Annotated in this window: 24 protein-coding genes; 11 read left to right on the top strand and 13 right to left on the bottom strand. The window is 65.6% G+C overall.

All coding sequences use genetic code 11. From position 1 onward, the window contains the following. Positions 1-118: 118 nt before the first annotated feature. The 5 genes from ABIE08_RS09925 (at position 119) to ABIE08_RS09905 (ending at position 3,975) form a co-directional block, all read left to right on the top strand. Positions 119-1,177 (top strand): LLM class flavin-dependent oxidoreductase, encoded by a 1,059-nt coding sequence (locus ABIE08_RS09925; protein WP_354550666.1) that lies wholly within the window; start codon positions 119-121, stop codon positions 1,175-1,177. Positions 1,178-1,509: 332 nt separating this feature from the next. Further along, positions 1,510-2,214, top strand: a complete 705-nt coding sequence (gene minC, locus ABIE08_RS09920; RefSeq protein WP_266329741.1) for a septum site-determining protein MinC — start codon at positions 1,510-1,512, stop codon at positions 2,212-2,214. Between the two features lie 20 nt (positions 2,215-2,234). Further along, positions 2,235-3,050 carry a septum site-determining protein MinD gene (minD, locus tag ABIE08_RS09915; protein ID WP_354550664.1) on the top strand — a complete coding sequence of 272 codons (816 nt, stop codon included), beginning with the start codon at positions 2,235-2,237 and terminating at the stop codon, positions 3,048-3,050. Further along, the gene (minE, locus tag ABIE08_RS09910) at positions 3,047-3,334 is read left to right on the top strand and encodes a cell division topological specificity factor MinE (protein ID WP_354550662.1); all 288 of its coding nucleotides are present in this window, start codon (positions 3,047-3,049) and stop codon (positions 3,332-3,334) included. The genes minD and minE overlap by 4 nt, the downstream gene beginning before the upstream one ends. Before the next feature lie 173 nt (positions 3,335-3,507). Then, positions 3,508-3,975, top strand: a complete 468-nt coding sequence (locus ABIE08_RS09905) for a DUF4126 family protein (protein WP_354550660.1) — start codon at positions 3,508-3,510, stop codon at positions 3,973-3,975. Positions 3,976-4,085: 110 nt separating this feature from the next. Here ABIE08_RS09905 and ABIE08_RS09900 read toward each other — a convergent pair whose 3' ends face one another. The 5 genes from ABIE08_RS09900 to ABIE08_RS09880 all read right to left on the bottom strand — a co-directional run bounded on the left by ABIE08_RS09900 (position 4,086) and on the right by ABIE08_RS09880 (position 7,164). Then, positions 4,086-4,316, bottom strand: coding sequence for a SlyX family protein (locus ABIE08_RS09900; protein WP_354550659.1), 231 nt, complete (start codon positions 4,314-4,316; stop codon positions 4,086-4,088). A gap of 74 nt (positions 4,317-4,390) precedes the next feature. Further along, positions 4,391-5,662, bottom strand: coding sequence for an RNA polymerase sigma factor (locus ABIE08_RS09895; protein WP_354550657.1), 1,272 nt, complete (start codon positions 5,660-5,662; stop codon positions 4,391-4,393). A gap of 55 nt (positions 5,663-5,717) precedes the next feature. Next, positions 5,718-6,257 (bottom strand): SRPBCC family protein, encoded by a 540-nt coding sequence (locus ABIE08_RS09890; protein WP_354550655.1) that lies wholly within the window; start codon positions 6,255-6,257, stop codon positions 5,718-5,720. Positions 6,258-6,280: 23 nt separating this feature from the next. Beyond that, positions 6,281-6,700 (bottom strand): YciI family protein, encoded by a 420-nt coding sequence (locus ABIE08_RS09885; RefSeq protein ID WP_354550654.1) that lies wholly within the window; start codon positions 6,698-6,700, stop codon positions 6,281-6,283. Between the two features lie 41 nt (positions 6,701-6,741). After that, complete coding sequence (locus ABIE08_RS09880) at positions 6,742-7,164, bottom strand: YciI family protein (RefSeq protein ID WP_354550652.1); 423 nt, start codon at positions 7,162-7,164, stop codon at positions 6,742-6,744. Positions 7,165-7,367: 203 nt separating this feature from the next. Here ABIE08_RS09880 and ABIE08_RS09875 point away from each other — a divergent pair, with 203 nt between their 5' ends. Then, positions 7,368-8,396 carry an Ldh family oxidoreductase gene (locus ABIE08_RS09875; protein WP_354550650.1) on the top strand — a complete coding sequence of 343 codons (1,029 nt, stop codon included), beginning with the start codon at positions 7,368-7,370 and terminating at the stop codon, positions 8,394-8,396. Here the strand turns inward: ABIE08_RS09875 and ABIE08_RS09870 are convergent. Next, positions 8,383-9,339: a DMT family transporter gene (locus tag ABIE08_RS09870; RefSeq protein ID WP_354550648.1), complete on the bottom strand. Its 957-nt coding sequence runs from the start codon at positions 9,337-9,339 to the stop codon at positions 8,383-8,385. The genes ABIE08_RS09875 and ABIE08_RS09870 overlap by 14 nt on opposite strands. Positions 9,340-9,448: 109 nt before the next feature. After that, complete coding sequence (locus ABIE08_RS09865) at positions 9,449-10,204, bottom strand: AraC family transcriptional regulator (RefSeq protein WP_354550646.1); 756 nt, start codon at positions 10,202-10,204, stop codon at positions 9,449-9,451. Positions 10,205-10,300: 96 nt separating this feature from the next. Here ABIE08_RS09865 and uvrB point away from each other — a divergent pair, with 96 nt between their 5' ends. Then, on the top strand, positions 10,301-13,129 hold the full coding sequence (uvrB, locus tag ABIE08_RS09860; protein WP_354550644.1) for an excinuclease ABC subunit UvrB: 2,829 nt from the start codon (positions 10,301-10,303) through the stop codon (positions 13,127-13,129). A 174-nt stretch (positions 13,130-13,303) separates the two neighbouring features. Here the strand turns inward: uvrB and ABIE08_RS09855 are convergent, their stop codons facing one another. Further along, the gene (locus ABIE08_RS09855) at positions 13,304-14,020 is read right to left on the bottom strand and encodes an MgtC/SapB family protein (RefSeq protein WP_354550643.1); all 717 of its coding nucleotides are present in this window, start codon (positions 14,018-14,020) and stop codon (positions 13,304-13,306) included. A gap of 85 nt (positions 14,021-14,105) precedes the next feature. Next, positions 14,106-14,831: a phytochelatin synthase family protein gene (locus ABIE08_RS09850; RefSeq protein ID WP_354550641.1), complete on the bottom strand. Its 726-nt coding sequence runs from the start codon at positions 14,829-14,831 to the stop codon at positions 14,106-14,108. Positions 14,832-15,435: 604 nt separating this feature from the next. Here ABIE08_RS09850 and chvE point away from each other — a divergent pair. The 3 genes from chvE (at position 15,436) to mmsB (ending at position 19,434) form a co-directional block, all read left to right on the top strand. Beyond that, entirely contained in the window at positions 15,436-16,506 is a 1,071-nt protein-coding gene (chvE, locus tag ABIE08_RS09845) for a multiple monosaccharide ABC transporter substrate-binding protein (RefSeq protein ID WP_396308920.1), read from the top strand. 106 nt (positions 16,507-16,612) lie between these two features. Next, entirely contained in the window at positions 16,613-18,145 is a 1,533-nt protein-coding gene (gene mmsA / locus ABIE08_RS09840; protein ID WP_354550639.1) for a multiple monosaccharide ABC transporter ATP-binding protein, read from the top strand. Then, positions 18,142-19,434: a multiple monosaccharide ABC transporter permease gene (mmsB, locus tag ABIE08_RS09835; RefSeq protein WP_354550637.1), complete on the top strand. Its 1,293-nt coding sequence runs from the start codon at positions 18,142-18,144 to the stop codon at positions 19,432-19,434. Before mmsA ends, mmsB begins: the two co-directional genes overlap by 4 nt. Positions 19,435-19,705: 271 nt before the next feature. Here mmsB and ABIE08_RS09830 read toward each other — a convergent pair whose 3' ends face one another. The 4 genes from ABIE08_RS09830 to ABIE08_RS09815 form a co-directional block, all read right to left on the bottom strand. Then, complete coding sequence (locus ABIE08_RS09830; RefSeq protein ID WP_354550635.1) at positions 19,706-20,533, bottom strand: SDR family NAD(P)-dependent oxidoreductase; 828 nt, start codon at positions 20,531-20,533, stop codon at positions 19,706-19,708. Positions 20,534-20,663: 130 nt separating this feature from the next. Then, positions 20,664-20,939 (bottom strand): TM2 domain-containing protein, encoded by a 276-nt coding sequence (locus tag ABIE08_RS09825; protein ID WP_354550633.1) that lies wholly within the window; start codon positions 20,937-20,939, stop codon positions 20,664-20,666. A 242-nt stretch (positions 20,940-21,181) separates the two neighbouring features. Further along, entirely contained in the window at positions 21,182-21,415 is a 234-nt protein-coding gene (locus tag ABIE08_RS09820) for a hypothetical protein (protein ID WP_354550631.1), read from the bottom strand. 211 nt (positions 21,416-21,626) lie between these two features. Then, entirely contained in the window at positions 21,627-22,247 is a 621-nt protein-coding gene (locus ABIE08_RS09815; RefSeq protein WP_354551645.1) for a glutathione S-transferase family protein, read from the bottom strand. 160 nt (positions 22,248-22,407) lie between these two features. Between ABIE08_RS09815 and modA the strand changes: the two genes are divergently transcribed. Further along, complete coding sequence (gene modA, locus ABIE08_RS09810) at positions 22,408-23,205, top strand: molybdate ABC transporter substrate-binding protein (protein WP_354550629.1); 798 nt, start codon at positions 22,408-22,410, stop codon at positions 23,203-23,205. Positions 23,206-23,217 lie beyond the last annotated feature (12 nt).

Genomic DNA, 23,217 nt, shown 5'->3' with positions numbered 1-23,217 from the left:
TGCTCGTATCGGTTGACGATGCGTCTTCCTGCGTCGAGGCTGACAAGCGACGGGGATATCGCCATATCTGCGGCGATCCGGGCCGTTCTGCTCCGAAGCGCCCCAAGAGGTGACCCCAATGGAATTCGGCATCTATACCTTCGGCGACAATATGCCCGACCCGATCACGGGTGCCCGGCTCGATCCGGTGCAGCGCGTGCGCAATCTGATCGAGGAAATCGAACTGGCCGACCAGGTCGGCCTCGACGTCTTCGGTCTCGGCGAGCATCACCGGCCCGACTATCTGGTATCCGCCCCCGACGTGATCCTGGCGGCCGGCGCGGCGCGGACGAAGACGATCCGTCTCTCCAGCGCCGTCACGGTTCTCTCCTCGGATGATCCGGTGCGCGTCTTCCAGCGCTTCTCCACTCTCGACCTCGTGTCCAACGGTCGCGCCGAGATCATGGCCGGGCGCGGCTCGTTCATCGAATCCTTCCCGCTGTTCGGCTACGACCTCGGCGACTATGACGCGCTGTTCGCGGAAAACTTGGACCTGCTGCTCAAGCTGCGCGAAGCCGAGCGGGTGACCTGGCCCGGCGGCCATCGCGCGGCGATCCACGATCTCGGCGTCTATCCGCGTCCCGTCCAGGATCCGCTGCCGGTCTGGATCGCGGTCGGCGGCACGCCGCAATCGGTCGTGCGCGCGGCGGTGCTTGGCCTGCCGCTGGCGATCGCCATCATCGGCGGCAACCCGGCCCATTTCCAGCCGCTGGTCGACCTCTACCATCGCGCCGCAAAGGAATCCGGCAGCGACCCGACCCATCTGCGCGTCGGCATCAATTCGCACGGTTTCATCGCCGAGAATTCGCAGGACGCGGCCGACATCGCCTATCCGCCCTTCGCCGCCGTCATGACCAAGCTTGGCAAGGAGCGCGGCTGGCCGCCGACGACGCGCGGCCAGTTCGAGGCGCAGCGCCGACTTCATGGAGCGCTCTTCGTCGGCAGCCCGTCCGAGGTGGCCGAAAAGATCCTCTACCAGCACGAACTGTTCGACCATGACCGCTTCCTGATCCAGTTCAGCGTCGGCACGCTGCCGCATGACAAGATGATGAAGTCGATCGAGCTGTTCGGGACCAAGGTGGTGCCGGAGGTCAAGAAGGCGCTGGCTGCGAAGGCGGAAACGGCCGCTGTCCCATAGGCTTGTGGGGGGATGTTGATGCTCCGCAGCGCCGCGGCAATTGTTAACGCGGGGCCGATTCGGGGCCTCCTGGCGATTCGCCGGGAGGGCGCCCTGGCTGGAAGCGGCGCGTTGCGGGATGACGCAGCGACCGGCAGGAAAACGCAGGAAACGAGCGGCTTTTCGCGTTCGTGTTGATGGGGCCGGCGCCTGCAACTCGAATTTTTTTGCGCGCCCTAACCCCTTCGGAATTCCTCACTTTTGCCCTTCAAACCCTTAACGGGCCCCGCGTGGTTAACCACTCGTTAACCAGCGTGTCGCACACATTGCTTAACAGAAGGCAAAGAGCGACCGTGGCTACTCCCGCTTCCAAACAACGCGCAGCAATCCGGTTCCGGGGAAGGTCCTTCCTCGCTACCGTCCTGGCGCCCGAGCTTCCGCTGGCCGATTGGCTGGCCGAACTCGACAAGCTTTCCAAACGTTCCGAGGGCTACTTCGCCAGTCGCCCCGTCATTCTCGACGTCACCGGCCTCGCCATCACCAAGCGCGACTTCGCAGAGCTGATCGCCATGCTCTACGAGCGCGAGATCAAGGTGATGGGAGTCGAGGGCGCCGATCCGTCCTGGCTCGGCTTCGGCATGCCGCCATCCGTCAGTGGTGGCAAGCAGACCGAAATCCTGCACAAGCCGTCCGCCGAGCCACCCAAGAACAGCTTCGTGGACCGTGCGGTCCCGTCGCTGCTGATCGAGACGCCGGTCCGTTCCGGCCAGTCGATCATCTTCCCGCAGGGCGACGTGACCGTGGTCGGCTCCGTCGCCTCGGGCGCGGAGATCATCGCCGGCAACTCGATCCATATCTACGGCACGCTGCGTGGTCGCGCGATCGCCGGGTCGACCGGCAATGCCGGGGCGCGGATCTTCTGCCAGAAATTCGAGGCCGAGCTGATCGCCATCGACGGCCTCTACCAGACTGCGGATGACCTGGATGCGAGCCTTCGCGGCCGATCGGTCCAGGCCTGGCTCGCAAATGACAAGATGAACATGGCGGCGCTGGCCTGAGCCAGCAAGGAGCACAAGCAATGTCTCAGGTTCTCGTTGTGACATCGGGCAAGGGCGGGGTGGGCAAGACGACGTCCACCGCCGCCATCGGCGCTGCATTGGCCCTGTCCGGCCAGCGGGTCGCCGTCGTCGATTTCGATGTCGGCCTGCGCAATCTCGACCTCGTCATGGGTGCCGAGCGCCGCGTGGTCTATGACCTGATCAACGTGGTGCAGGGCGAAGCCAAGCTGCAGCAGGCGCTGATCCGCGACAAGCGGCTCGACACGCTCTATGTGCTGCCCGCCTCGCAGACCCGCGACAAGGATGCGCTCACCGAAGAGGGCGTCGCCCGCGTCATGGAAGAGCTGCGCGGCCATTTCGACTGGGTTGTCTGCGACAGCCCGGCCGGCATCGAGCGCGGCGCCATGCTGGCCATGCGCCATGCCGACGTTGCCATCGTCGTCACCAATCCGGAAGTCTCGTCGGTGCGCGATTCCGATCGCATCATCGGCATGCTGGATTCGAAGACGGTCAAGGCCGAGAAGGGCGAGTACATGGAGAAGCATCTCCTGCTCACCCGCTACGACGCAGCCCGTGCCGAGCGTGGCCAGATGCTGAAGGTCGAGGACGTTCTTGAGATCCTGTCGATCCCGCTGCTCGGCATCATCCCCGAGAGCGAGGCCGTGCTGAACGCCTCGAATGTCGGCTGCCCGGTCACGCTGGTCGACACCGACAGTGCTCCGGCGCGCGCCTATCTCGACGCGGCCCGCCGGCTCGAAGGCGAGACCATCCCGATGGTCGTTCCGGCTGAGCGGCGCGGCTTCATGAGCAAGCTTTTCGGTCGGAGGGCTGCATGACGATCTTCAACTTCTTCAAGCCGTCGCGTTCTTCCGCGCCGGTGGCACGCGACCGGCTGCAGATCCTGCTGCAGCACGAGCGGGTCACGGCAGGCGCCAGCGACCTGATTGCCAAGCTTCGGGAAGAGATCCTCGGCGTGATCGCCCGCCACGTCGACATCCCGGCCGACAAGGTCCAGGTGAAGATGCAGCGCGGCGATGCCGTCTCGACACTGGAGGTCGAGATCGAACTGCCGAACCCGATCCGCCAGCGGCGGAAAGAGGGCGCCGAGGCAGCCGCTTAAACCCAGAAGGCCGGCATTGTTGCCGGCTTTTTCATGCGCGTCCGCGTAAGCTCGATCGGGGCGTGGCATCAACCGGCGGAAGCCGGAGGATTTCTTTCCGACGTTGACGATTTTTCTGGCCAAGGCTACCGGAAATCCCGCACCTATGGTTGTGGGCAACGAAGGGGGACAGCATGTTCATTTACGTTCTGGCACTTCTAATCGGCGTCGTCGCGGGGCTCCGTGCCATGACCGCGCCGGCCGCGGTCGCCTGGGCCGCCTATCTCGGCTGGATCAACCTGGATGGCAGCTGGCTCTCCTTCCTGAGCCACTGGCTGGCGCCGCTGATCCTCACCCTGCTCGCCATCGTGGAGCTGATCACCGACCAGTTGCCGTCGACGCCGAGCCGCAAGGTGCCGGTGCAGTTCGGGACGCGCATCTTCATGGGCGCCGTCTGCGGCGCGGCGATCGGCTTCGCCGGCGGGGTTTGGATCGTGGGCCTGATCGCCGGGGCGATCGGCGCCATCATCGGTACGCTGGGCGGCTATGAGGCGCGCAGAAGCCTCGTCGCGGCGACGGGTGGCAAGGACCTGCCGATCGCGCTGCTCGAGGACGGCATCGCCATCGCGGTCGCGCTTTGGGTCGTCGCCTACGTCACCTGAGTGTTCGGCCTGCAGCGCGACGCGCGAGCGGGGCACGCACTATCCTTCACCTCTCCCTCAGGGAGAGGTGAGATGGGGCTATTTCACCCTTCAATGTCCCGAGCGGCCACTCAATAATGCGGCGGCGGGGGCTCGGGCAGGCCGGGGCGGCCGATCTGTTCGGTCGTCTCGCGCAACTGGTCGGTCAGCTGGGAAATCTTGCGGGTCAGGAAATCGATCTGCTTCCACTGCGCGGTGATCGCGCTGTTCAGATCCTCGATCGTCTCGTCCTGATAGGCGATGCGGATTTCCAGCGCCTCGATGCGGCTGGCAAGAGCGCCGCCAGCGTCCGTGTCGGTCATCCGATCCTCCTGTGCCACAGCGCTGCTCCCTACGGCGTGTCGGCTTCCGGCGCAAGGGCGGGCGAGGGCCAGGCTCAAACGGCGATGCCATTGGCACAGGTCGCGGCGCGTTCGAGCAGCAGCTGGCGCTCGCGCATGTTGCGGGTGAGGGCGGCGGCGCGTTCGAAATCGGCCTGCGCCTCGGCGAGGCGGCCGAGCTTCATCAGCAGATCGGCGCGGACGCCGGGCAGCAAATGCGAGGTGGCAAGCACCGGCTCGTTCGCCAGCGTTTCGACAAGGGCGAGGCCGGCTGCCGGTCCTTCGGCCATGGCGATCGCGACGGCGCGGTTCAGCTCGACGACGGGCGAGGGCGCGATCCGGGCCAGTTCGGCGTAGAGGCTGGCGATGCGGCCCCAATCGGTCTGCTCGGCGGTCGGCGCGCGGGCATGGCAGGCCGCGATTGCCGCCTGCAGCGTATAGGTGCCGCGGGGCCCGAGCGCCTCGGCGTGCGTCAGCGCCGCGAGGCCGCGACGGATCAGCAGGTGATCCCAGCGCGCGCGGTTCTGGTCCATCAGCAGCACCGGTTCGCCGTTCGGGCCGACCCTGGCGGCGAAGCGCGAGGCCTGGATTTCCATCAGCGCGACGAGACCATGCACGTCCGGCTCGTTCGGCGCGAGGCCGGCCAGGATGCGGCCAAGGCGAACCGCCTCGTCGGCCAGTTGCGGGCGGATCCAGTCATCGCCGGCGGTGGCCGAATAGCCCTCGTTGAAGATCAGGTAGATGACCTCGATCACCGAGGCGAGGCGCTTGGCCCGTTCGTCGCCGCGCGGCACTTCATAGGGCACGTTGGCGTCGGCGAGCGTGCGCTTGGCGCGCACGATGCGCTGCGCCACGGTCGGCTCGGGCACGAAGAAGGCGCGGGCGATCTCGCCGGTGGAAAGCCCGCCGATCAGCCGCAGCGTCAGGGCGACGCGAGCCTCGGCGGAGAGGATCGGATGGCACGCGGTGAAGACCAGCTTCAGCAGGTCGTCGCCAATGTCGTCGTCGAGCCGCGCCTCGAGCGCATCGACGACGCTGTCCTGGTCGAGATCGCTGATATAGCCGATCTCGACGTGCTTCTCGTCGGCCAGCTTGCGGTGGCGGATGCGGTCGATGGCGCGCCGCTTGGCGGTCGCCATCAGCCAGGCGCCGGGATTGTCGGGAATGCCGGTTTCCGGCCAGCGTTCCAGCGCCGCCACCAGCGCATCCTGCGCCAGCTCCTCGGCCTGGCTGATGTCGCGCAGCATGCGCGCAAGGCTGGCGACGAGCTTTGCCTGCTCGATCCGCCAGACCGCGCTGATCGCCTGATGGGTTTCGGTACGTGTCACGGCTGCGGATCAGGCCACGTCCCGTCCGCAGACGCAAGACACGAGGCGCGAAGACCTATCTCCCCTCCGTCGCTGTCTTGAGATTGGCGAGGCCGGTCGCGAAATCGCGGCCGATGAGATTGTCCATGTCGACGAATATTCCAAACAGCTTGCCGATGAACGGCGTCGGGCCTTCCATGCTCCAGCGCACGCGTGTGGCGTCGCCATCCGCCTCCAGCGTGAATTCGGTGAGGTTGCTGGCTCGCATCGGCCTGGTGAAGTCGAGGCGAATGCGGACGAGGGAAGGCGGCGCGGTGTCGGCGATCTCCATCCGTCCGGCGCCGGCCTTGCCGTCGCCGCTCCACTGGTAGACCGCGCCCTTGCCGGCCGGTGCGCCATCGAAGCTTCGCTTCATGGTCGGGTCGATCGTCTCATAGGGCGACCATTCGGCCCAGCGATGGAAATCGTTGATCAGCGGAAAGATCGCGGCCGCCGGTGCCTGGATGCGCGCCTGGCGCTCGACGCGCAGGCGGCCCGGACGCGTCGCGGCATAAGCGAGGACTGCGAGGATCGCGACGACCAGGATGATCGCCGCGACGAGAAGGAACTTGAGCATGATGGTCTCCCGGCCGGCGCGGGCTAGCGCCCGGCCGAGCCCCCCTGCATGGTCTCGAAGCCCGCGGCGGCTTGCTGCACGTCGGCGGGGAAGTCCTCCATTTCCTGGACCTGGCGGACCTCGATGATCTCGTTGTCGCCGGCCGGGCACAGGCTCGCCCATTCGATCGCTTCGGCGCGCGACCTGACGTTGATCATCCAGTAGCCGCCGAGCACCTCCTTGGCCTCGGCAAACGGGCCGTCGCTGACCCTGGGCTTGCCGCCCTGGAAGGTGACGCGCGCGCCCATGGAGGGAGGATGCAGGCCGTCGCACGAGAGCAGGATGCCGGCGTCCTGCAGGGCCTGATTGTATTTCATCATCTGGGCCACGGCGTCCGCCTCCGGCATGGTGCCCGGCGTCGCGGTTTCGTAGCCCCTGGGGATCATCAGCATCATGAAGCGCATGGTCTTGTCCTGTTCTGCGTGGTGGGGTCGTGCGGGAAAGTTCAAGCGGGCCTTGCGCCCGCTTCCATCTGGCGGAGGCGATCGATCGCCTCGCTCGGTTCGAAATCCTCGAGTTCAAACAGCTGCCGCAGCTCGATCTCGCCCTCCTTGCCGTCACCGGCGGGGTTCGGCATCCGCTTCGCCCATTCGATCGCCTCGTCGCGTGATTTGACCTCGATGATCGTGTAGCCGGCGATCAGTTCCTTCGCCTCGGCGAACGGGCCGTCGATGACGGAGCGCTGGCCGCGTGGGGAAAAGAGGATCCGGGCGCCTTTGGAGGACGGCTGGAGGCCGGAAGCATCGAGAAGAGCGCCGGCCTTGGCGAGTTCTTCGTGATAGGCCGTCATCTCGGCAATCCGCTTTTCTTCCGGCATCACGCCGGCTTCCGTGTCGTTGTTGGCCTTGACGAGGATCATGAACCGCATGGCGAACTCCTCTGGATCGGGTGCCTTGGCGAGCCGGGCAGCTCCGGCTTCTGACAACACGACGGATGACCGACGGCGGGATCGACAGGGCGCGATGCCAATTTTCGCCAATCGACCGAGAGGGCTTCCCGGCCGTCACGTTGTCGGCGCTCCGGGGCACTGGTAGACAGGCACCAACGCGATATTGGGCAGGATGGCACGATTTGAACCAGGCACATTCCGGCGACACGGTCGCCCTCGGGCTCGACCAGGTATTCGAACTCTCGAAGGCCGTGCTGATTGCGGCCGGGCTCAGCGAAGCCCAGGCGACGCCGGTCGCCCGCGTCATCACCGAGGGACAGCGCGACGAGTGCCATTCGCACGGCCTGTTCCGGCTGCCGGGCTGCGTCCAGACGATCAACCATCCGCGCTTCAATCGAGCCGCCGCGCCGGTTGTCGAGAACACCACGGCGGCGGTGACCAAGGTCGATGCCGGCTTCGGCTTCTCGCTGCCAGCCTTCGAGGCGGCATTGCCGACTTTCGTGGAGAAGGCCAAGTCGATCGGCGTCGCCGTGCTGGCGATCAATCATTGCTTCCACTTCTCGGCGCTCTGGCCCGAGATCGAGATGCTGACGGCGCAGGGACTGGTCGCCATCGCCATGACGCCGAGCCATAGCTGGGTCGCGCCGGCCGGCGGCACCAAGGGAGCGCTCGGCACCAACCCGATCGCCTTCGGCTGGCCGCGCGAAGGGCAGAATCCCTATGTGTTCGACTTCGCAACCAGCGCGATCGCGCGCGGCGACATCTCGCTGCACAAGATGGCCGGGAAGCCCTTGCAGCCGGGCTGGGCGATCGACGCGGACGGCAATCCCACCACCGATGCGGCAGCAGCCCTCGATGGCGCGATGCTGACCTTCGGCGGGCACAAGGGCTCGGCGCTGTCGACGATGATCGAGCTGCTGGCCGGGCCGCTGATCGCCGACATGACCAGCCTTGAATCGATGGATTTCGACGATGGCGTCAAGGCGGCGCCGGCGCATGGCGAGATCCTGATCGCCTTCGATCCGAAGATCCTCGGCGGCACGCGCGACAACCAGGCGAGCAGCGAGCGGCTGTTCTCGGCCATTTCCGACCAGGGCGCGCGGCTACCCTCGCTCCGGCGCTACGAGGCGCGGGCGCGCAGCCTGGCATATGGCGTCCGTATCCCGCGCCATCTCTATGAGCAGATCATGAGCCTGCCTAGGGCGGGCTGACCGCCGGCCGCTCGCCCTCGCGGGCCCGGTGCGCGGTGACGCAGGCGAGCACGCTCGCCACCACCAGGACGATGGCGACGCTTTCCAACGTCGTCGGCAGGCGGCGTTCCCACAGGAAGCCGTAGAGCAGCGCGAAAAGCGTCTCGAACAGGATCATCTGGCCGACCATGGTCAGCGGCATCAGCCGGCTCATCCAGTTCCAGCAGGCATTGCCGATGATCGAAGCGCAGAGCGCGACGCCGGCCGCGACCCCGGCGAAGCGCAGCCACGCGCCGGCTTCGTGGGATTGCGCGCCGATCAGGAGCGCCGGCGGCAGCAGGAGCAGCGCCAGCCCGCCGGTAACCACGCCGGTCAGCAGGTTCCAGTCATAGGACGAGATATGCCGGACGCGGACCAGCCAGCGGGCATTGCCGACGGCATAGCTCGTCCAGGAGGCCAGCGCGCCGATGGCGCAGGCGAGGCCGACCAGTCCGCCCGGCCGCAGGCCTGTCTCGATCGATCCGAGCGACTGCCAGCCGATGCAGAGAATACCCGCCGTGCCGAGCGCGAGCGACGGCGCCAGCCGGATCAAGGGCGTTGCGCCCTGGTCGCGGCTGCCGATCAGCGTGACCGCGACCGGCAGGAAGCCGATGATCAGCGAGGTCATGGCGATGCCGCCAAGCTGCACGGCGCTGGCGAGCAGGACGTAATAGATGATGTTGCCGAGCAGGCTGAGCCAGACCAGCGCTCCCCACTCGCGCGCGCCGAGACCACGGGTGAGCCGGCGCCAGCGCGGCGCGATCAGCGCGGTCGCGAACAGGCCGTAGGCGAGATAGCGGGCGGCGGCGAGCTGCAGCGGCGTGAATTCGCGCACCAGCTGCGGCGCAAGGAACACCAGGCCCCACAGCGCGCCGGCCGCGACGCCGCAGCCCACTCCAATCCACATCCTGCCGTCGCTGGTCACGATCATCTCCCGGAAAGACCCGGTGATGTCATGTCGGGCTGCGCGGTTCTCGGCCGAAGCTATCGCATTTTAGGCCCGGCCTCGCCAAGCGCGTTCGGCGCGCCTTCGGTCAGCGGGACGGGCCTTCGGCGCGGCTTTGACGGCGATAGGCGGCGGGCGTCAGGCCTGTGGCGCGGCGCATCGCGCGGGTCAGTGCATTCTGGTCGGAATAGCCGGCGCGAAAGGCGAGTTCGGCGATGGGCGCATCCGATGTTGCCAGCCATTCGCGCACCCGGTTGAGGCGCAATTCCGATAGCCAGGCCGCCGGCGTCGTATCGAGTTCGCTGCGGAACAGCGCATGCAGGCGGCTGACGCTCATCGCGGTGCGCTCGGCCATCGCCTCGGTGGTCCAGGAACGGTCGGGCGCCGCCTCGATCTGGCCGAGCAGGGCGGCCAGCCGCGATTGCGGCCGGGCCGGCGCCTGTACCAGCGCATCGAGCAGCAGCGGCAGCCAGTGTTCGAGCTGGTCGCCGCGCGCGCCGCCACCGCCGGCCACAAAGCTCATATAGTCGACCAGCCGGTTCGCCGCCGGCGCCAGCGGCAGGAAGGGGCGGGCGACGAGGCGATCGGCGACTTCCGGATCCAGGCTGGCGAGGTCGAGGTCGACAATCAGCCAGCGATTGGCGCGGTCGCCTGCCTGCGAATGCGGCGCGCCGGTTTCGACGAAGGCGGCCCGAAACGCGTCGAGTCTCTGCTCCCGTCCGGCGATGTCGATCGCCAGCGTCCCCTTCAGCGGCAGCACCAGCTGCGCGAAATCGTGCCGATGCGGATCGCTGGCGCCGCCATAGCTGCGGATATCGATGTTGAGAAGGGCGTTCTGGCGCATCCCCCGACTATATCAGTCTCGTGCCGGCATTCCGAAGCGGCAAACTTTGCATCCGACCTCTTCAAATTCGCATCCGGACGTTCTACTTTCGTACCCATGGCCAAGCGTCCCAAAACTTCCGGCTTCGGCGAAGCGCCGCAGGCTCCGCTCGAAGGTACTCCCCTGTCGGGCAACATCGCCGACTGGATGGAGGAGATCGCGCGCGCGGCAGATGCCGAGCCGATCGCCCCCAAGCCGAAGCGCGCCCCTCGCGCCCGTCCCGAGCGCATGCAGCTGGTCGACCTGCCGGTCGATGCCGGGCGCAAGGCGAAGGGCAAGAAGACCGACAAGAAGGCGGAAGGCGACACGCACAAGTCCGGGCGCGGCACGTCGATCGGCGTGGCGGCGACGGCGCGCGAGCGCGCGGCCAGCGGCCTCAACCCGGTTTCCGGCCTGGAGATCAGCCTCGAGGAAGCGGAATCGATGTCCGCCTCGTCGGTGACGGCGACGGTCGCGGCGCTTTCGGCGCTGATCGAGACGGGCCGTCCCGAAATCAAGGACAAGACCTGGGTGCCGCACCGGCCGCCGCGGCCGGAGAAGTCGGAGGGCGGCAAGCCGTTCCAGATCGTCTCGCCCTTCGAGCCGCGCGGCGACCAGCCGAACGCGATCCGCGAACTGGTGGCCGGCGTGGCCGAGCAGGAACGCGACCAGGTGCTGCTCGGCGTCACCGGCTCCGGCAAGACCTTCACCATGGCCAAGATCATCGAGGAGACGCAGCGTCCGGCGTTGATCCTGGCGCCGAACAAGACGCTGGCGGCTCAGCTCTATGGCGAGTTCAAGTCGTTCTTCCCGGAGAACGCCGTCGAATATTTCGTCTCCTACTACGACTATTACCAGCCGGAAGCCTATGTGCCGCGCACGGATACCTTCATCGAGAAGGAATCTTCCGTGAACGAGCAGATCGACCGCATGCGCCATTCGGCGACGCGTTCGCTGCTGGAGCGCGACGACGTCATCATCGTCGCCTCGGTTTCCTGCATCTACGGTATCGGCTCGGTCGAGACCTATACGGCGATGACCTTCGGCATCACGCTGGGCGAGAAGCTCAACCAGCGTCAGTTGCTCGCCGACCTGGTGGCGCTGCAATACAAGCGCCAGGACCTGAACTTCGTGCGCGGCTCGTTCCGGGTGCGCGGTGACACGGTTGAAATCTTCCCGGCCCACTTGGAAGATCGCGCCTGGCGCCTGTCGCTGTTCGGCGACGAGGTTGAGAGCATCACCGAGTTCGATCCCCTGACCGGGCAGAAGACGGCCGAGCTCAAATTCGTCAAGGTCTACGCCAACTCGCACTATGTGACGCCGAAGCCGACGCTCAACCAGGCGGTCGCCTCGATCAAGCATGAGCTGCGCCTGCGTCTGGCCGAGCTGGAGGCGGCCGGCCGTCTGCTGGAAGCGCAGCGGCTGGAGCAGCGCTGCCGTTTCGACATCGAGATGATCGAGGCGACCGGCGCTTGCGCCGGCATCGAGAACTATTCGCGCTATCTCACCGGCCGCCTGCCGGGCGAGCCGCCGCCGACCCTGTTCGAATATCTGCCGGACAATGCGCTTGTCTTCACCGACGAGAGCCATGTCACCATCCCGCAGATCGGCGGCATGTATCGCGGCGACTTCAGGCGCAAGGCGACGCTGGCCGAATATGGCTTCCGCCTGCCTTCCTGCATGGACAATCGGCCGCTGCGCTTCGAGGAATGGGACGCGATGCGCCCGCAGACGGTGCACGTCTCGGCAACGCCCGGCAGCTGGGAGATGGAAGCGACCGGCGGTGTCTTCACCGAGCAGGTCATCCGTCCGACCGGGCTGATCGATCCGCCGGTAGAGATCCGCACCGCCAAGACGCAGGTCGACGATCTGCTCGGCGAAGTGCGCGAAACCGCCAAGAAGGGCTATCGCACACTGGTCACCACCTTGACCAAGCGCATGGCCGAGGACCTGACGGAATATCTGCACGAGAACGGCGTTCGCGTCCGCTACATGCATTCCGACGTCGAGACGCTGGAGCGCATCGAGATCATTCGCGACCTGCGGCTCGGCGCCTTCGACGTGCTGATCGGCATCAACCTTCTGCGCGAGGGTCTCGACATCCCGGAATGCGGCCTCGTCGCCATCCTGGATGCGGACAAGGAAGGCTTCCTGCGCTCCGAGACCTCGCTGATCCAGACCATTGGCCGAGCGGCGCGTAATGTCGACGGCAAGGTCATCCTGTATGCCGATCGCATCACCGGCTCGATGGAGCGGGCGATGGGCGAGACCGAGCGCCGCCGCGAAAAGCAGATGGCCTACAACATCGAGCATGGCATCACGCCGGCCTCGATCAAGCGCGACATCGGCGACATCCTGTCCTCGGTCTACGAGCAGGATCACGTCACGGTTGATGCTGGCCTCGCCGACACGGCGCTTGTCGGCAACAATCTGAAGACGCATCTCGACGCGCTCGAGAAGAAGATGCGCGACGCCGCCATGAACCTCGAATTCGAGACGGCGGCCCGCCTGCGCGACGAGATCAAGCGCCTCAAGGAGACGGAACTCGCCATTGCCGACGATCCGCTGGCGCGCCAGTCGGCGATCGACGATCGCACCGGCGGTTATCGCGGCGATCGCAAATATGGCAGCGCCGCCAACCTGCCGCCCGAACCCGCGACGCGAGCCCGCAAGAACGATCTCGACGAGATGACAGTGAAGCGCACCGAGATCCCCGTCGCGACGCGGGCGCGCAAGCCGCATCTCGACGAAATGGGCGCGAGCTCGAACATGACCTCCGTCGCTGCCGACGAACATGAGCGGCCGCAGCGACCTGACCCGATGACGACCAATCATCGACCAGGCGGGCGTTCGGTCGGTGGCCGGGCGGGTAGTTCGGCCGGCCGCAAGGGACCGAAGCGGCGGTAAGGGTCAGGCTCCGCCCGTGCAGTGGGAGAGGGGCGCTTTGCCGGGACGGCTGCTGTCTGATGGATGGCCTAGTCACTCCGCGGTTCCGCGAAGAACCCCTTCCCAAAACCGCTTCGCGGTTTTGACCCTCCCTCGAGGGCAGGGTTTAGACGGAGGCCGGTCGAAAAGCGGGCATCAGTCCTTGGTGCTGATCGCCCAGGAGGCGTGGATGACGCCGGGCAGGCTGCCGATCCGGCGGGCCACGGCGTCCATCTCCGCGGCATTGACGGCGGTGTTGACCAGCGTCGCGACGATTTCAGCGAGGTTCTCGCCGCGATCGACGACTTCGAGATCGCCGGCCGGATAGTGCGCCTTTTCGAGCATGTCGGCGACGATGGTGCGCAGCCGCGGCAGGTCGCTGTCGCGCACCGTCACGGTCACCTCATAGGTCGCCTCGGAGGCCTCCTCGTTGAGCGGAATGCGGTTGATCGCGTTGACCAAGGGCCGCAGCAGCGTGTTGCCGGCGATGACGAACACCGTCACCAGGGCCGCATGCGCGATCATGTCGGCGCCGGCGCAGGCGCCGATCGCCGCCGCGCACCAGAGCGTCGCGGCTGTGTTGAGGCCCCGGACGTTCATGCCCTCGCGCATGATCGCGCCGGCTCCGAGAAAGCCGACACCGGAAACGACATAGGAGATGACGCGGACCGCTTCCGCCGGGCCGGTGATCGCCATGGCGAGATCGACGAAGGCGGCCGCGCCGACCGCGACCAGCACGTTGGTCCGCAATCCGGCGGTGCGCTGGCGATACTGGCGCTCGGCGCCGACCGCCGTACCGAAGATGAAGGCGGCCGTCAGGCTGACCACGGTATCCAGGAAGGGCCAGAACTCGAAGACTTCAATGAAACGCACGGTCGGTCCTGCCAGTGACGAGGCGAATCAGACGGCTCATCCTAGCCGAGAGCGGCTTGACCTTCATGACGGCAGGGGCGGCTCGTCAGGGCGGGGGTGGTTTCGATACCAGCACGTAGCCCCGCGTCCGGTTGCCATTGTCGGCGTCGGGCGTGTTCATCGCTGAAAAGAGGTCGGCGGCGGTGACCCAGACGGGCGGATATTTGTACCGGGCGACGTCGAGAATCAGAAAGCGGTCGCTGTCGGCATCATAGGCGGCCAGCGGCGAGATGTGGCCGCCGAGTTCCTGCCGAATCGACTTGCGCAGGTAGTTGACGATGACGAACTGGCCGGGCGTTGCCAGATGCTCGCGCGCCGCGCTCCGGAACGCGTCGAGGCTGCTGTCCCCGGCATGTGTCACCGCGACGGTGAGCGGCTGCGTCGCCAGCACACCGCCCAACTGATCGAGCGTCATGCCCTGCATCAGGATAGTGCTGCGCCGGACGACGGCGTCGGTCTTCGCGTCGAGCAGGTTGTCCTGCGTGAAGGTCCGGTAGGGGCGGTATTCCGGAACGTCGGGGGCCGGTACCCCGGCTGCGTTCAGCACCATCACCATCGAGGCGACGCCGCAGAAGGACTGGGTCTTCTGGGTGACGAAATTCTGGACGAGCGGAAAATAGGCTTCGCGCGCTTCGGACTCGATCAGGAGGGCTTCGCCGCTCTCGGTCGCCGCGCCGACCAGGTTTGCCGGCAATGGCAAAGTCTCGGCACGGGCCTGTCCGGCCGAGACCAGGAGCAGAAGAAGCGCGACGCGCAGAGCCAAGGCGATCATGGTGGCGAACCCGAAGCTTTGATGATCCCGCTCGGTATCATGCCGCGCTTTTCGCTCCAGCGCGAGTCGGCGCCCCTGAAGCAATAGGGCGCGGGCCACCATGGTGGTGAATCCTGCTGCGGCAGATGTGGCGCCTTGCCCGCTCGGTCGTCTGCCAGTAGTTCCCCTTACGGCATGCGGTTTGACTGTCTGCGAGATCGCGCAATTCCTGCGCTCCCCGGGGATATTCCGGTTCTGCGCCGCTTAGACCTGCGACGCCGATCGCCTGATCGCGACGCAGCCGATCGGCATGACTTGCGAGGCGGGAAGCGCGACTCGGCGCGTTCATTCATCCGACTATTGCCAAGCGCTCTGAAATTACCGCCAAATTCACCGTGCAGGCGGAGTGGAAGCGCTACACGCAAAAACGTGTTTGACTGGAGGCCGAAATAAATCATACCAAGTCGTGCCGAGCGGAGTCTGGCCCGGTAGGGCGGGTGGACGAACGGCCGCAACCGAGAGGTTGCAGGGCATTGTGATCGTAGGTTCGTGAAGACAGAGCTCGCTGACACAAGCGGCTTGGCGACACGCGTGAGCAAACGTCGTACTATTAGGGAGAAGACGAATGAAGTTGTTCAAGTCCGCGCTCGCGGCAGTTACCGTCAGCATGCTGGCGCTCGCACCGGCAGCGCATGCAGAAGACAAGGGCCTGATCGGCGTCCTGATGCCGACGAAGACGTCGCAGCGCTGGATCAACGATGGCGACGCCGTCAAGTCCCAGCTCGAGGCCAAGGGCTACACGGTCGACCTGCAGTACGCTCAGGACGATATCCCGAACCAGCTCAGCCAGCTCGAGAACGAGATCACCAAGGGCCCGAAGGCCCTGATCATCGCCTCGATCGACGGCACGACGCTGTCGGACGCGCTGCAGAAGGCTGCCGACGCCGGTGTCGTCGTCGTCGCTTATGACCGCCTGATCAAGAAGACCCCGAACGTCGATTACTACACGACCTTCGACAATTTCGGCGTCGGCGTCATCCAGGCGACCTCGCTGGTCAAGGGCCTCAAGGAACGCTTCCCCGACACCAAGCCGTGGAACGTCGAGCTGTTCGGCGGTTCGCCGGACGACAACAACGCCTTCTTCTTCTATGACGGCGCCATGTCGGTCCTGCAGCCGCTGATCGATGACGGCTCCATCAAGATCGTCTCCGGCCAGGTCGGCATGGACAAGGTCGGCACGCTCCGTTGGCTCGCCGCCACCGCCCAGGCCCGCATGGACAACCTGCTGTCGGCCAACTACTCGGACGGCAAGCGCGTCGACGGCATCCTGTCGCCGTATGACGGCCTGTCGCGCGGCATCATCGCTTCGCTGCGTGGCGTCGGCTACGGCACCGCCGAGCAGCCCTGGCCGATCGTGACCGGCCAAGACGCCGAGACCGCTTCGGTCAAGGCGATCATCGCCGGCGAGCAGTACTCGACCGTGTTCAAGGACACCCGCGACCTCGCCAAGTCGACCGTCGAGCTCGTCGACACGGTCCTCTCGGGCGGCAAGCCGGAAAACCTCGACACCAAGACGTACAACAACGACGTCAAGGTCGTCCCCTCGATCCTGCTGACCCCGCATGAGGTCGACAAGACCAACTACGAGAAGCTCGTGGTTGAGTCGGGCTACATCAAGGCCGACGAACTCAAGTAATCACACGATCCAGATTGGGGGCCTCGCCTAGGCGAGGCCCCTTCTCGTCTGGCGGGCGAGGGGCTAACGTCCCCTGGTCCGTATACCTGCGCCGGAGCGGTCCGCCATGCCTTCCTATATTCTCGAGATGCGCGACATCACCAAGACCTTCCCAGGGGTCAAGGCGCTCTCCAACGTCAATCTCAAGGTCGAGGAAGGCGAAATCCACGCCATCTGCGGCGAGAACGGGGCCGGCAAGTCGACCCTGATGAAAGTGTTGTCGGGTGTCTATCCGTCCGGCGACTATGAAGGCCAGATCATCTATCGCGGCCAGGAATGCCACTTCAGGGGCATTCACGACAGCGAGGAAAAGGGCATCGTCATCATCCACCAGGAACTGGCCCTGGTCCCGATGCTGTCGATCGCCGAAAACATCTTTCTCGGCAACGAGCATGCGAAGTTCGGCGTGATCGACTGGGGCGCGAACGAGAAGCGCACCCGCGCCCTGCTGAAGAAGGTCGGTCTCAGCGAAGATCCGAAGACCCTGATCACCAACATCGGCACCGGCAAGCAGCAATTGGTGGAGATCGCCAAGGCGCTGAGCAAGGAAGTCGAGCTGCTGATCCTGGACGAGCCGACGGCAAGTCTTTCCGAGAAGGACAGCCAGGCGCTGCTCGATCTGCTGCTGGAATTCAAGCGCGAGGGCATCACCTCGATCATCATTTCGCACAAGCTGAACGAGATCAACCGCGTCGCCGACCACGTCACGGTCATTCGCGACGGGCGCACGATCGAGACGCTGGACCGCAGCGAGATCAGCGAGGACCGGATCATCACCTCCATGGTGGGCCGCTCGCTCGAGGACCGCTATCCGCCGCGCGATCCCAAGATCGGCGAAGTCTTCTTCGAGGTGAAGAACTGGTCGGTCTACCATCCGCTGCATGCGGACCGGCAGGTGATCAAGAACATCAACCTGAATGTCCGCAAAGGCGAGGTCGTCGGCATCGCCGGCCTTATGGGCGCCGGGCGGACCGAATTCGCCATGAGCCTGTTCGGTCGCAGCTATGGCCGCAAGATCACCGGCGAGGTCGAACTGCACGGCAAGCCGGTCGATGTCTCGACGGTGGGCAAGGCGGTCAAGCAGGGCCTCGCCTATGTCACCGAGGACCGCAAGGTGTTCGGCCTCAACCTGATCGAAGACATCAAGAACAACATCACCATCGCCAATCTGAAGGGCGTGTCGACCAACGGCGTCATCAACGACCTCAGGGAACTCGACGTCGCCAACGAATATCGCAGCAAGACCAACATCCGCTCGCCCAGCGTCTATCAGAAGACCGGCAATCTCTCGGGTGGCAACCAGCAGAAGGTGGTGCTGAGCAAGTGGCTCTTCGCCAATCCCGAAGTGCTGATCCTCGACGAGCCGACGCGCGGCATCGACGTCGGCGCCAAGTATGAGATCTACACGATCATTGCGCGGTTGGCGGCCGAGGGTCGGGCGATCATCGTCATCTCATCCGAAATGCCCGAGCTCCTTGGCATCTCCGACCGTATCTACGTCATGAACGAGGGTGCGATCGTCGGCGAGATGCCGGCGAGCGAGGCGAGCCAGGAAAAGATCATGCGCGCCATCGTGCGCGGAGAAGGAAAAGCAGCATGAGCACCGATACCGCTCCAAACCCGCAGACCGGCGTCGCCACGGATATCCCGGCCGGCACCCGCGTCCCCGTTTCGTCGTTCGTCTCGAACCTGCGCGAATACGGGCTGATCCTGGCGCTGATCGCCATCATGGTGTTCTTCCAACTGACGACCGGCACGCTGTTCAAGCCGGTCAATCTCAGCAATCTCGTGCAGCAGAACAGCTTCATCATCGTGATGGCGCTCGGCATGCTGCTCGTCATCGTCTCCGGCCATATCGATCTCTCCGTCGGTTCGGTCGCGGGCTTCATCGGCGCGCTGGCCGCGATGATGATGGTGATCTGGCCGCTGGGCGGCTTCTTCGCCAATCCGCTCGTCGTCGCCATCCTCTGCCTTATCGTCGGCGGCGCGATCGGCGCGGCGCAGGGCTACTGGATCGCCTATCACCGCATACCGAGCTTCATCGTCACGCTCGCCGGCATGCTGGTATTCCGCGGCCTTTGCCAGGGACTACTGGGCGGCGGCTCGTCGGTCGGCCCGTTGCCGGATTCGTTCAAGGCCCTGAGCTCGGGCTTCCTGCCGGAAGTGCTCGGCACCTGGGTGCTGATCCCTCCGACGGTCAATGCCGCCGGCAAGACGGTTTTTGGCAGCGGCGTCACGCTCAACCTGACCACGCTCCTGCTCGGCGTGATCGCCGTGCTGGCCTATGCCATTTCGGGCCTGCGCGCCCGCCGGACGCGCGAGCGTCATGGCTATGAGGCCGAGCCTTTCGTCCTGTTCGTCGTCAAGACGATCGTCGTCTCGGCGCTGGCGCTGTTCTTCGTCTACCAGTTCGCCGTCTATCGCGGCTTCCCGATCGTCCTGGTTGTCATGGGCATCCTCGTCGCGTTCTTCGTCTTCATCACGCGGCACACCACGATCGGTCGCCGCGTCTATGCGATGGGCGGCAACATCAAGGCGGCGCAGCTTTCGGGCATCAAGACCGAACGCCTGACGCTGCTCGTCTTCATCAACATGGGCGTGCTGTCGGCACTCGGCGGCCTGATCATCGCGGCCCGCCTCGGCCAGGCCGTGCCGGCCGCGGGTCTTGGCAGCGAGCTCGACGTCATCGCGGCGGTGTTCATCGGCGGCGCGTCCGCCATGGGCGGCGTCGGCCAGGTGATCAGCACCGTCGTCGGCGGCTTCATCATGGGCGTCATGAACAACGGCATGTCGATCATGGGCGTGAACGTCGACTGGCAGCAGGTGGTCAAGGGCCTCGTCCTGCTCGGCGCCGTGGTGTTCGACGTCTACAACAAGAACAAGGGCTGACGGTTTCCAAGCCGCGGTACTGCACGAATGAAGAAGCCCCCGCTCGGTTGAGCGGGGCTTTTTTTGTTGCTCGGGTAGCGGGGGAGATGGAAGACCCTCACCCCAACCCTCTCCCGCGTGCGGGAGAGGGGGCTCGCCGGGCCCGGACGTTCCAGCGCCGCCTGCCAACACAGATCTCCACCTCGACAACACGCCGCCCGAAAGGCCCTCGCCCGCTTGCGGGAGAGGGTTGGGTGAGGGGCTTCCTTAGGTGGCTGGCCGAGCCTCGGCCTCACCCCTTCAGAAACGCCTTGAACTTGTCGCCGAAATCCTTGTGCCAGCGCGACAAGGGCGGGCGGTTTTCGACGATGTCGCCGGCGGCCCAGAGGATGCGCTTCTCGTCAGTGGCGCGGTCCACGTCATTGTCGGGGCAGAGGATGTAGAAATCGCCGCGATCGAGCGAGGCGATCATGAAGTCGACCGTCTGTTCCGGCGTCCAGGCGGCAGCCGGCTTCTCGGTGCGGTCGCCCTTGGTCAGATAGGACCAGACGAAGCCCGGGATCAGCAGATGCGCCGTGACCTTGGCGCCCTCGATGTTGCGCAGCTCATGCGCCAGCGCCTCGGTCGCCACCTTCACGCCCGCCTTGGAGACGTTGTAACCCGCGTCGCCCGGCGGGGTGGTGATGCCCTGCTTGGAGCCGGTGTTGATCACCAGCCCGGGCTCCGTGCCTTTCAGCATCTCGGGCACGAACACCTGCATGCCGTGCACGACGCCGAACAGATTGGTGCCGATCACGCGCTCCCAGTTTTCGAACGAACCGAGCACCGGGCCTGCGCCGTCGGTGCCGGCATTGTTCATCAGCACGTTGACCTTGCCGAAGCGCTGGTAGACCGCGTCCTTCAGGCGCTCGATGTCGTCGCGGCTGGCGACATTGGTGCGGACCGCCAGAACGTCGGGGCCGAGTTCTGCCGCTGCCGCGTCGAGCGCGTCCTGGCGATAATCGGCGATGGCCACCTTCATGCCCAGCGCCAGGAACTTCCTGGCGGCGGCGAGGCCGATGCCGGAGGCGCCGCCGGTGATCACGGCGACATGGTTCGGGGCGAGCGCAGGATGGGGCATGGCGTGGCGTCCGGGTTTGGGAATGGGCGCGTAGCTAAGGACGCCCGCGCCGGATTGTCCAGACGCCGTGGCCGATCCTCTCGACCGGCCAGGATTTCGCGCGAAAGTGGCGAGCGGCCTTTCGCGACGCTCAGAACATCCCGGCCATCATCCGCTGGCGGATCTCGTTCTGGCGCTGGCGGATCATGCCGGGGATCAGGAAGGCATCGATCAGGAGCCAGATGAAGCCGATGGCGATGAAATAGCTGAGGATCTGCAGCACGGCGGTTCCCGGCCGGCCCAGATAGAAGCGGTGAGCCGAGACGAACCAGAGAAACAGCCAGAGCAGATAGGCGGTAGCCGTGCTCGGGCTCTCATTGGCCACGCGCATCTCGATCAGCATTTGTTGTTCGGTCGTCAGCGGCATCTATCTTCCCCTATCCGCGGCGACCATAACCGAACCGGGCAGAATAGGAAGTGACCCGCATCGCGTGTATCGCCATGCCGCAGGTCGCTGCCTGCGACGGCCTCACTTTTCGCAGGACCGGAGGGGGGCCGCCAGCCAGAATTGCTCGATCTCGAAGGAGTCGTGGTGCTGACGGCGCTCGCCGCCGGCGGGAGGCCGGCGGACCTGGACGCGTTCGTGCGGGCGGGGAGGACGATTGAACATCAGCCATTCACATCCGCTTGGGCGACGATCGGAATGACCGGGCCGAGCGAAACGCCGCTCCGCGTCGCCTGCCGGGTCGGTTCGCCATCCGGCGCGCTCGCGCCGCCGATGGCATGGACGGCGACGATCGCCACGACGATGGCAGCGTAGGCCGCCATCCAGAGATAGAAGGCTCCGCGCGTCGCCCGCTCGCGCCGATGGCTCCCGCTGAAGCTCCTGTTCGTGTCGTCCATGCTCATCATCTTTTCCCGTCGATCTTGCCGTCAGCCACGCCCGTCCCACGCTCCTATTCAGAGCCTCGACTACGGCGCTCGTCCGGATGGATTGTGGCTTTGCCCGACAGATATCGTGTCGAAAGTAAGGGCTTGGAATCACGGTTAAAAATCCGTGAAAGGCGTTCATAGACGGTGACCGCTGAACTGTCTGTGAACGCCGTCACCGCCCCTACGGCCGCCAGTCGATTCCGACATGCCGAGGCCGCGCCGCGACGCGGGCAAGCCAGGCGCGGATTGCCGGATAGCGGCCGAGATCGTAGTCGGCTTCCTCGGCGACATGGGTGTAGCCATAGAGCGCGATGTCCGCGACCGAGAAGGCCGGACCGCCGAAGAAGTCATGCTTCGCCAGGAACGCCTCCATGATGCCGAGGACGCGGTTGCCCTTCTCCTGCCATTCGTCGATCCGGTGCGCCATGGTCTCGCGACCGCCGGGGATGTAGTGCAGCCAGTTGCGCGCCACGGCGATCACCGGCTCGTGGCTGTACTGCTCGAAGAACACCCACTGGTAGCAGATGGCGCGATCATAGGCGTCGGCCGGGATCAGCGCGCTGCCCTCGGCCAGATGCAGCAGCATGGCGTTCGATTCGGCCAGCGGCCGTCCATCCGGCAGGATCAGCAGCGGCACCTGGGCGTTCGGATTGAGCGCCAGGAATTCCGGGCTCGTGGTCTGCCCGCTGCCCTTCACGAAGTCGACGATGCGGAACGGAATGTCGAGTTCGTGCATGGCAAGGCGCGGCTTGTAGCAATTGCCCGAGAACTGCATCGAATAGAGCGTGTATTCGGCGACCATCATCATCCCCCTTGCTTTGCGTCAGGCTAGCCGGGGCGGGCGCGCCGCGTCCAATTCCAATTCGTGCAGCCGTCATCAATGGGAGTGATCCTTTCGGAGGGGGCGTTGATCGCAGCGATATTTCCGTGCAGAAATGTCGCTCCGATTTCAGGAGCTCTCCATGTCGATCCATCGCTTCCGCCGCGGACTTGTCCTTCTTGGCAGCCTTGCCTTTCTTGTCGCCCCGTTCGCCGCCACGATGGCGCAGGCGGCCGACGTCACCGTCTTCGCCGCCGCCAGCCTGAAGAATGCGCTCGACGGCGCGGCGGCCGTCTACAAGGCCAAGACCGGCAAGGAATTGGCGATCAGCTATGCGAGTTCGTCCAACCTCGCCAAGCAGATCGAAGCGGGGGCGCCGGCCGACATCTTCTTCTCCGCCGATCTCGACTGGATGGACTATCTGGCGAAGAAGGATCTGATCGACCCGGCGTCGCGCGTGACGCGGCTCGGCAACACGCTGGTTCTGGTCGCGCCCAAGGATTCGACCGCCACGCTGACGATCGCCAAGGATTTCCCGCTCGCCGAAGCGCTGGGTGCAGATGGCAAGCTCGCCATGGGCTCGATCGATTCGGTGCCGGCCGGCAAATATGGCAAGGCGGCGCTGACGGCGCTGGGCGTCTGGGATTCGGTCGCGCCGAACGTCGCCCAGGCCGACAATGTCCGCAGCGCGCTCGCTTTCGTCGCCAAGGGCGAGGCGCCGTTCGGCATCGTCTATGGCACCGACGCCAAGGCCGAGCCGAACGTCAAGGTGGTGGGCATTTTCCCCGAGACGAGCCATCCCTCGATCGTCTACCCGGTCGCCCGGGTCGCGGCTTCCACAAGCCCGGACGCCAAGGCGTTCCTGGAATGGCTGAATTCGGCGGAAGCCCGCCCGAGCTTCGAGGCGCAGGGTTTTACCTGGCTCGAGGGCCGCGGCTAGGCGGCTGGATGT

It is taken from the genome of Kaistia defluvii, assembly GCF_040548815.1.
Taxonomy (GTDB): Bacteria; Pseudomonadota; Alphaproteobacteria; order Rhizobiales; family Kaistiaceae; genus Kaistia; species Kaistia defluvii_A.
The sequence above is the reverse complement of the archived record's forward strand: the minus strand, read 5'-3'. Positions and strand labels throughout refer to the sequence as shown.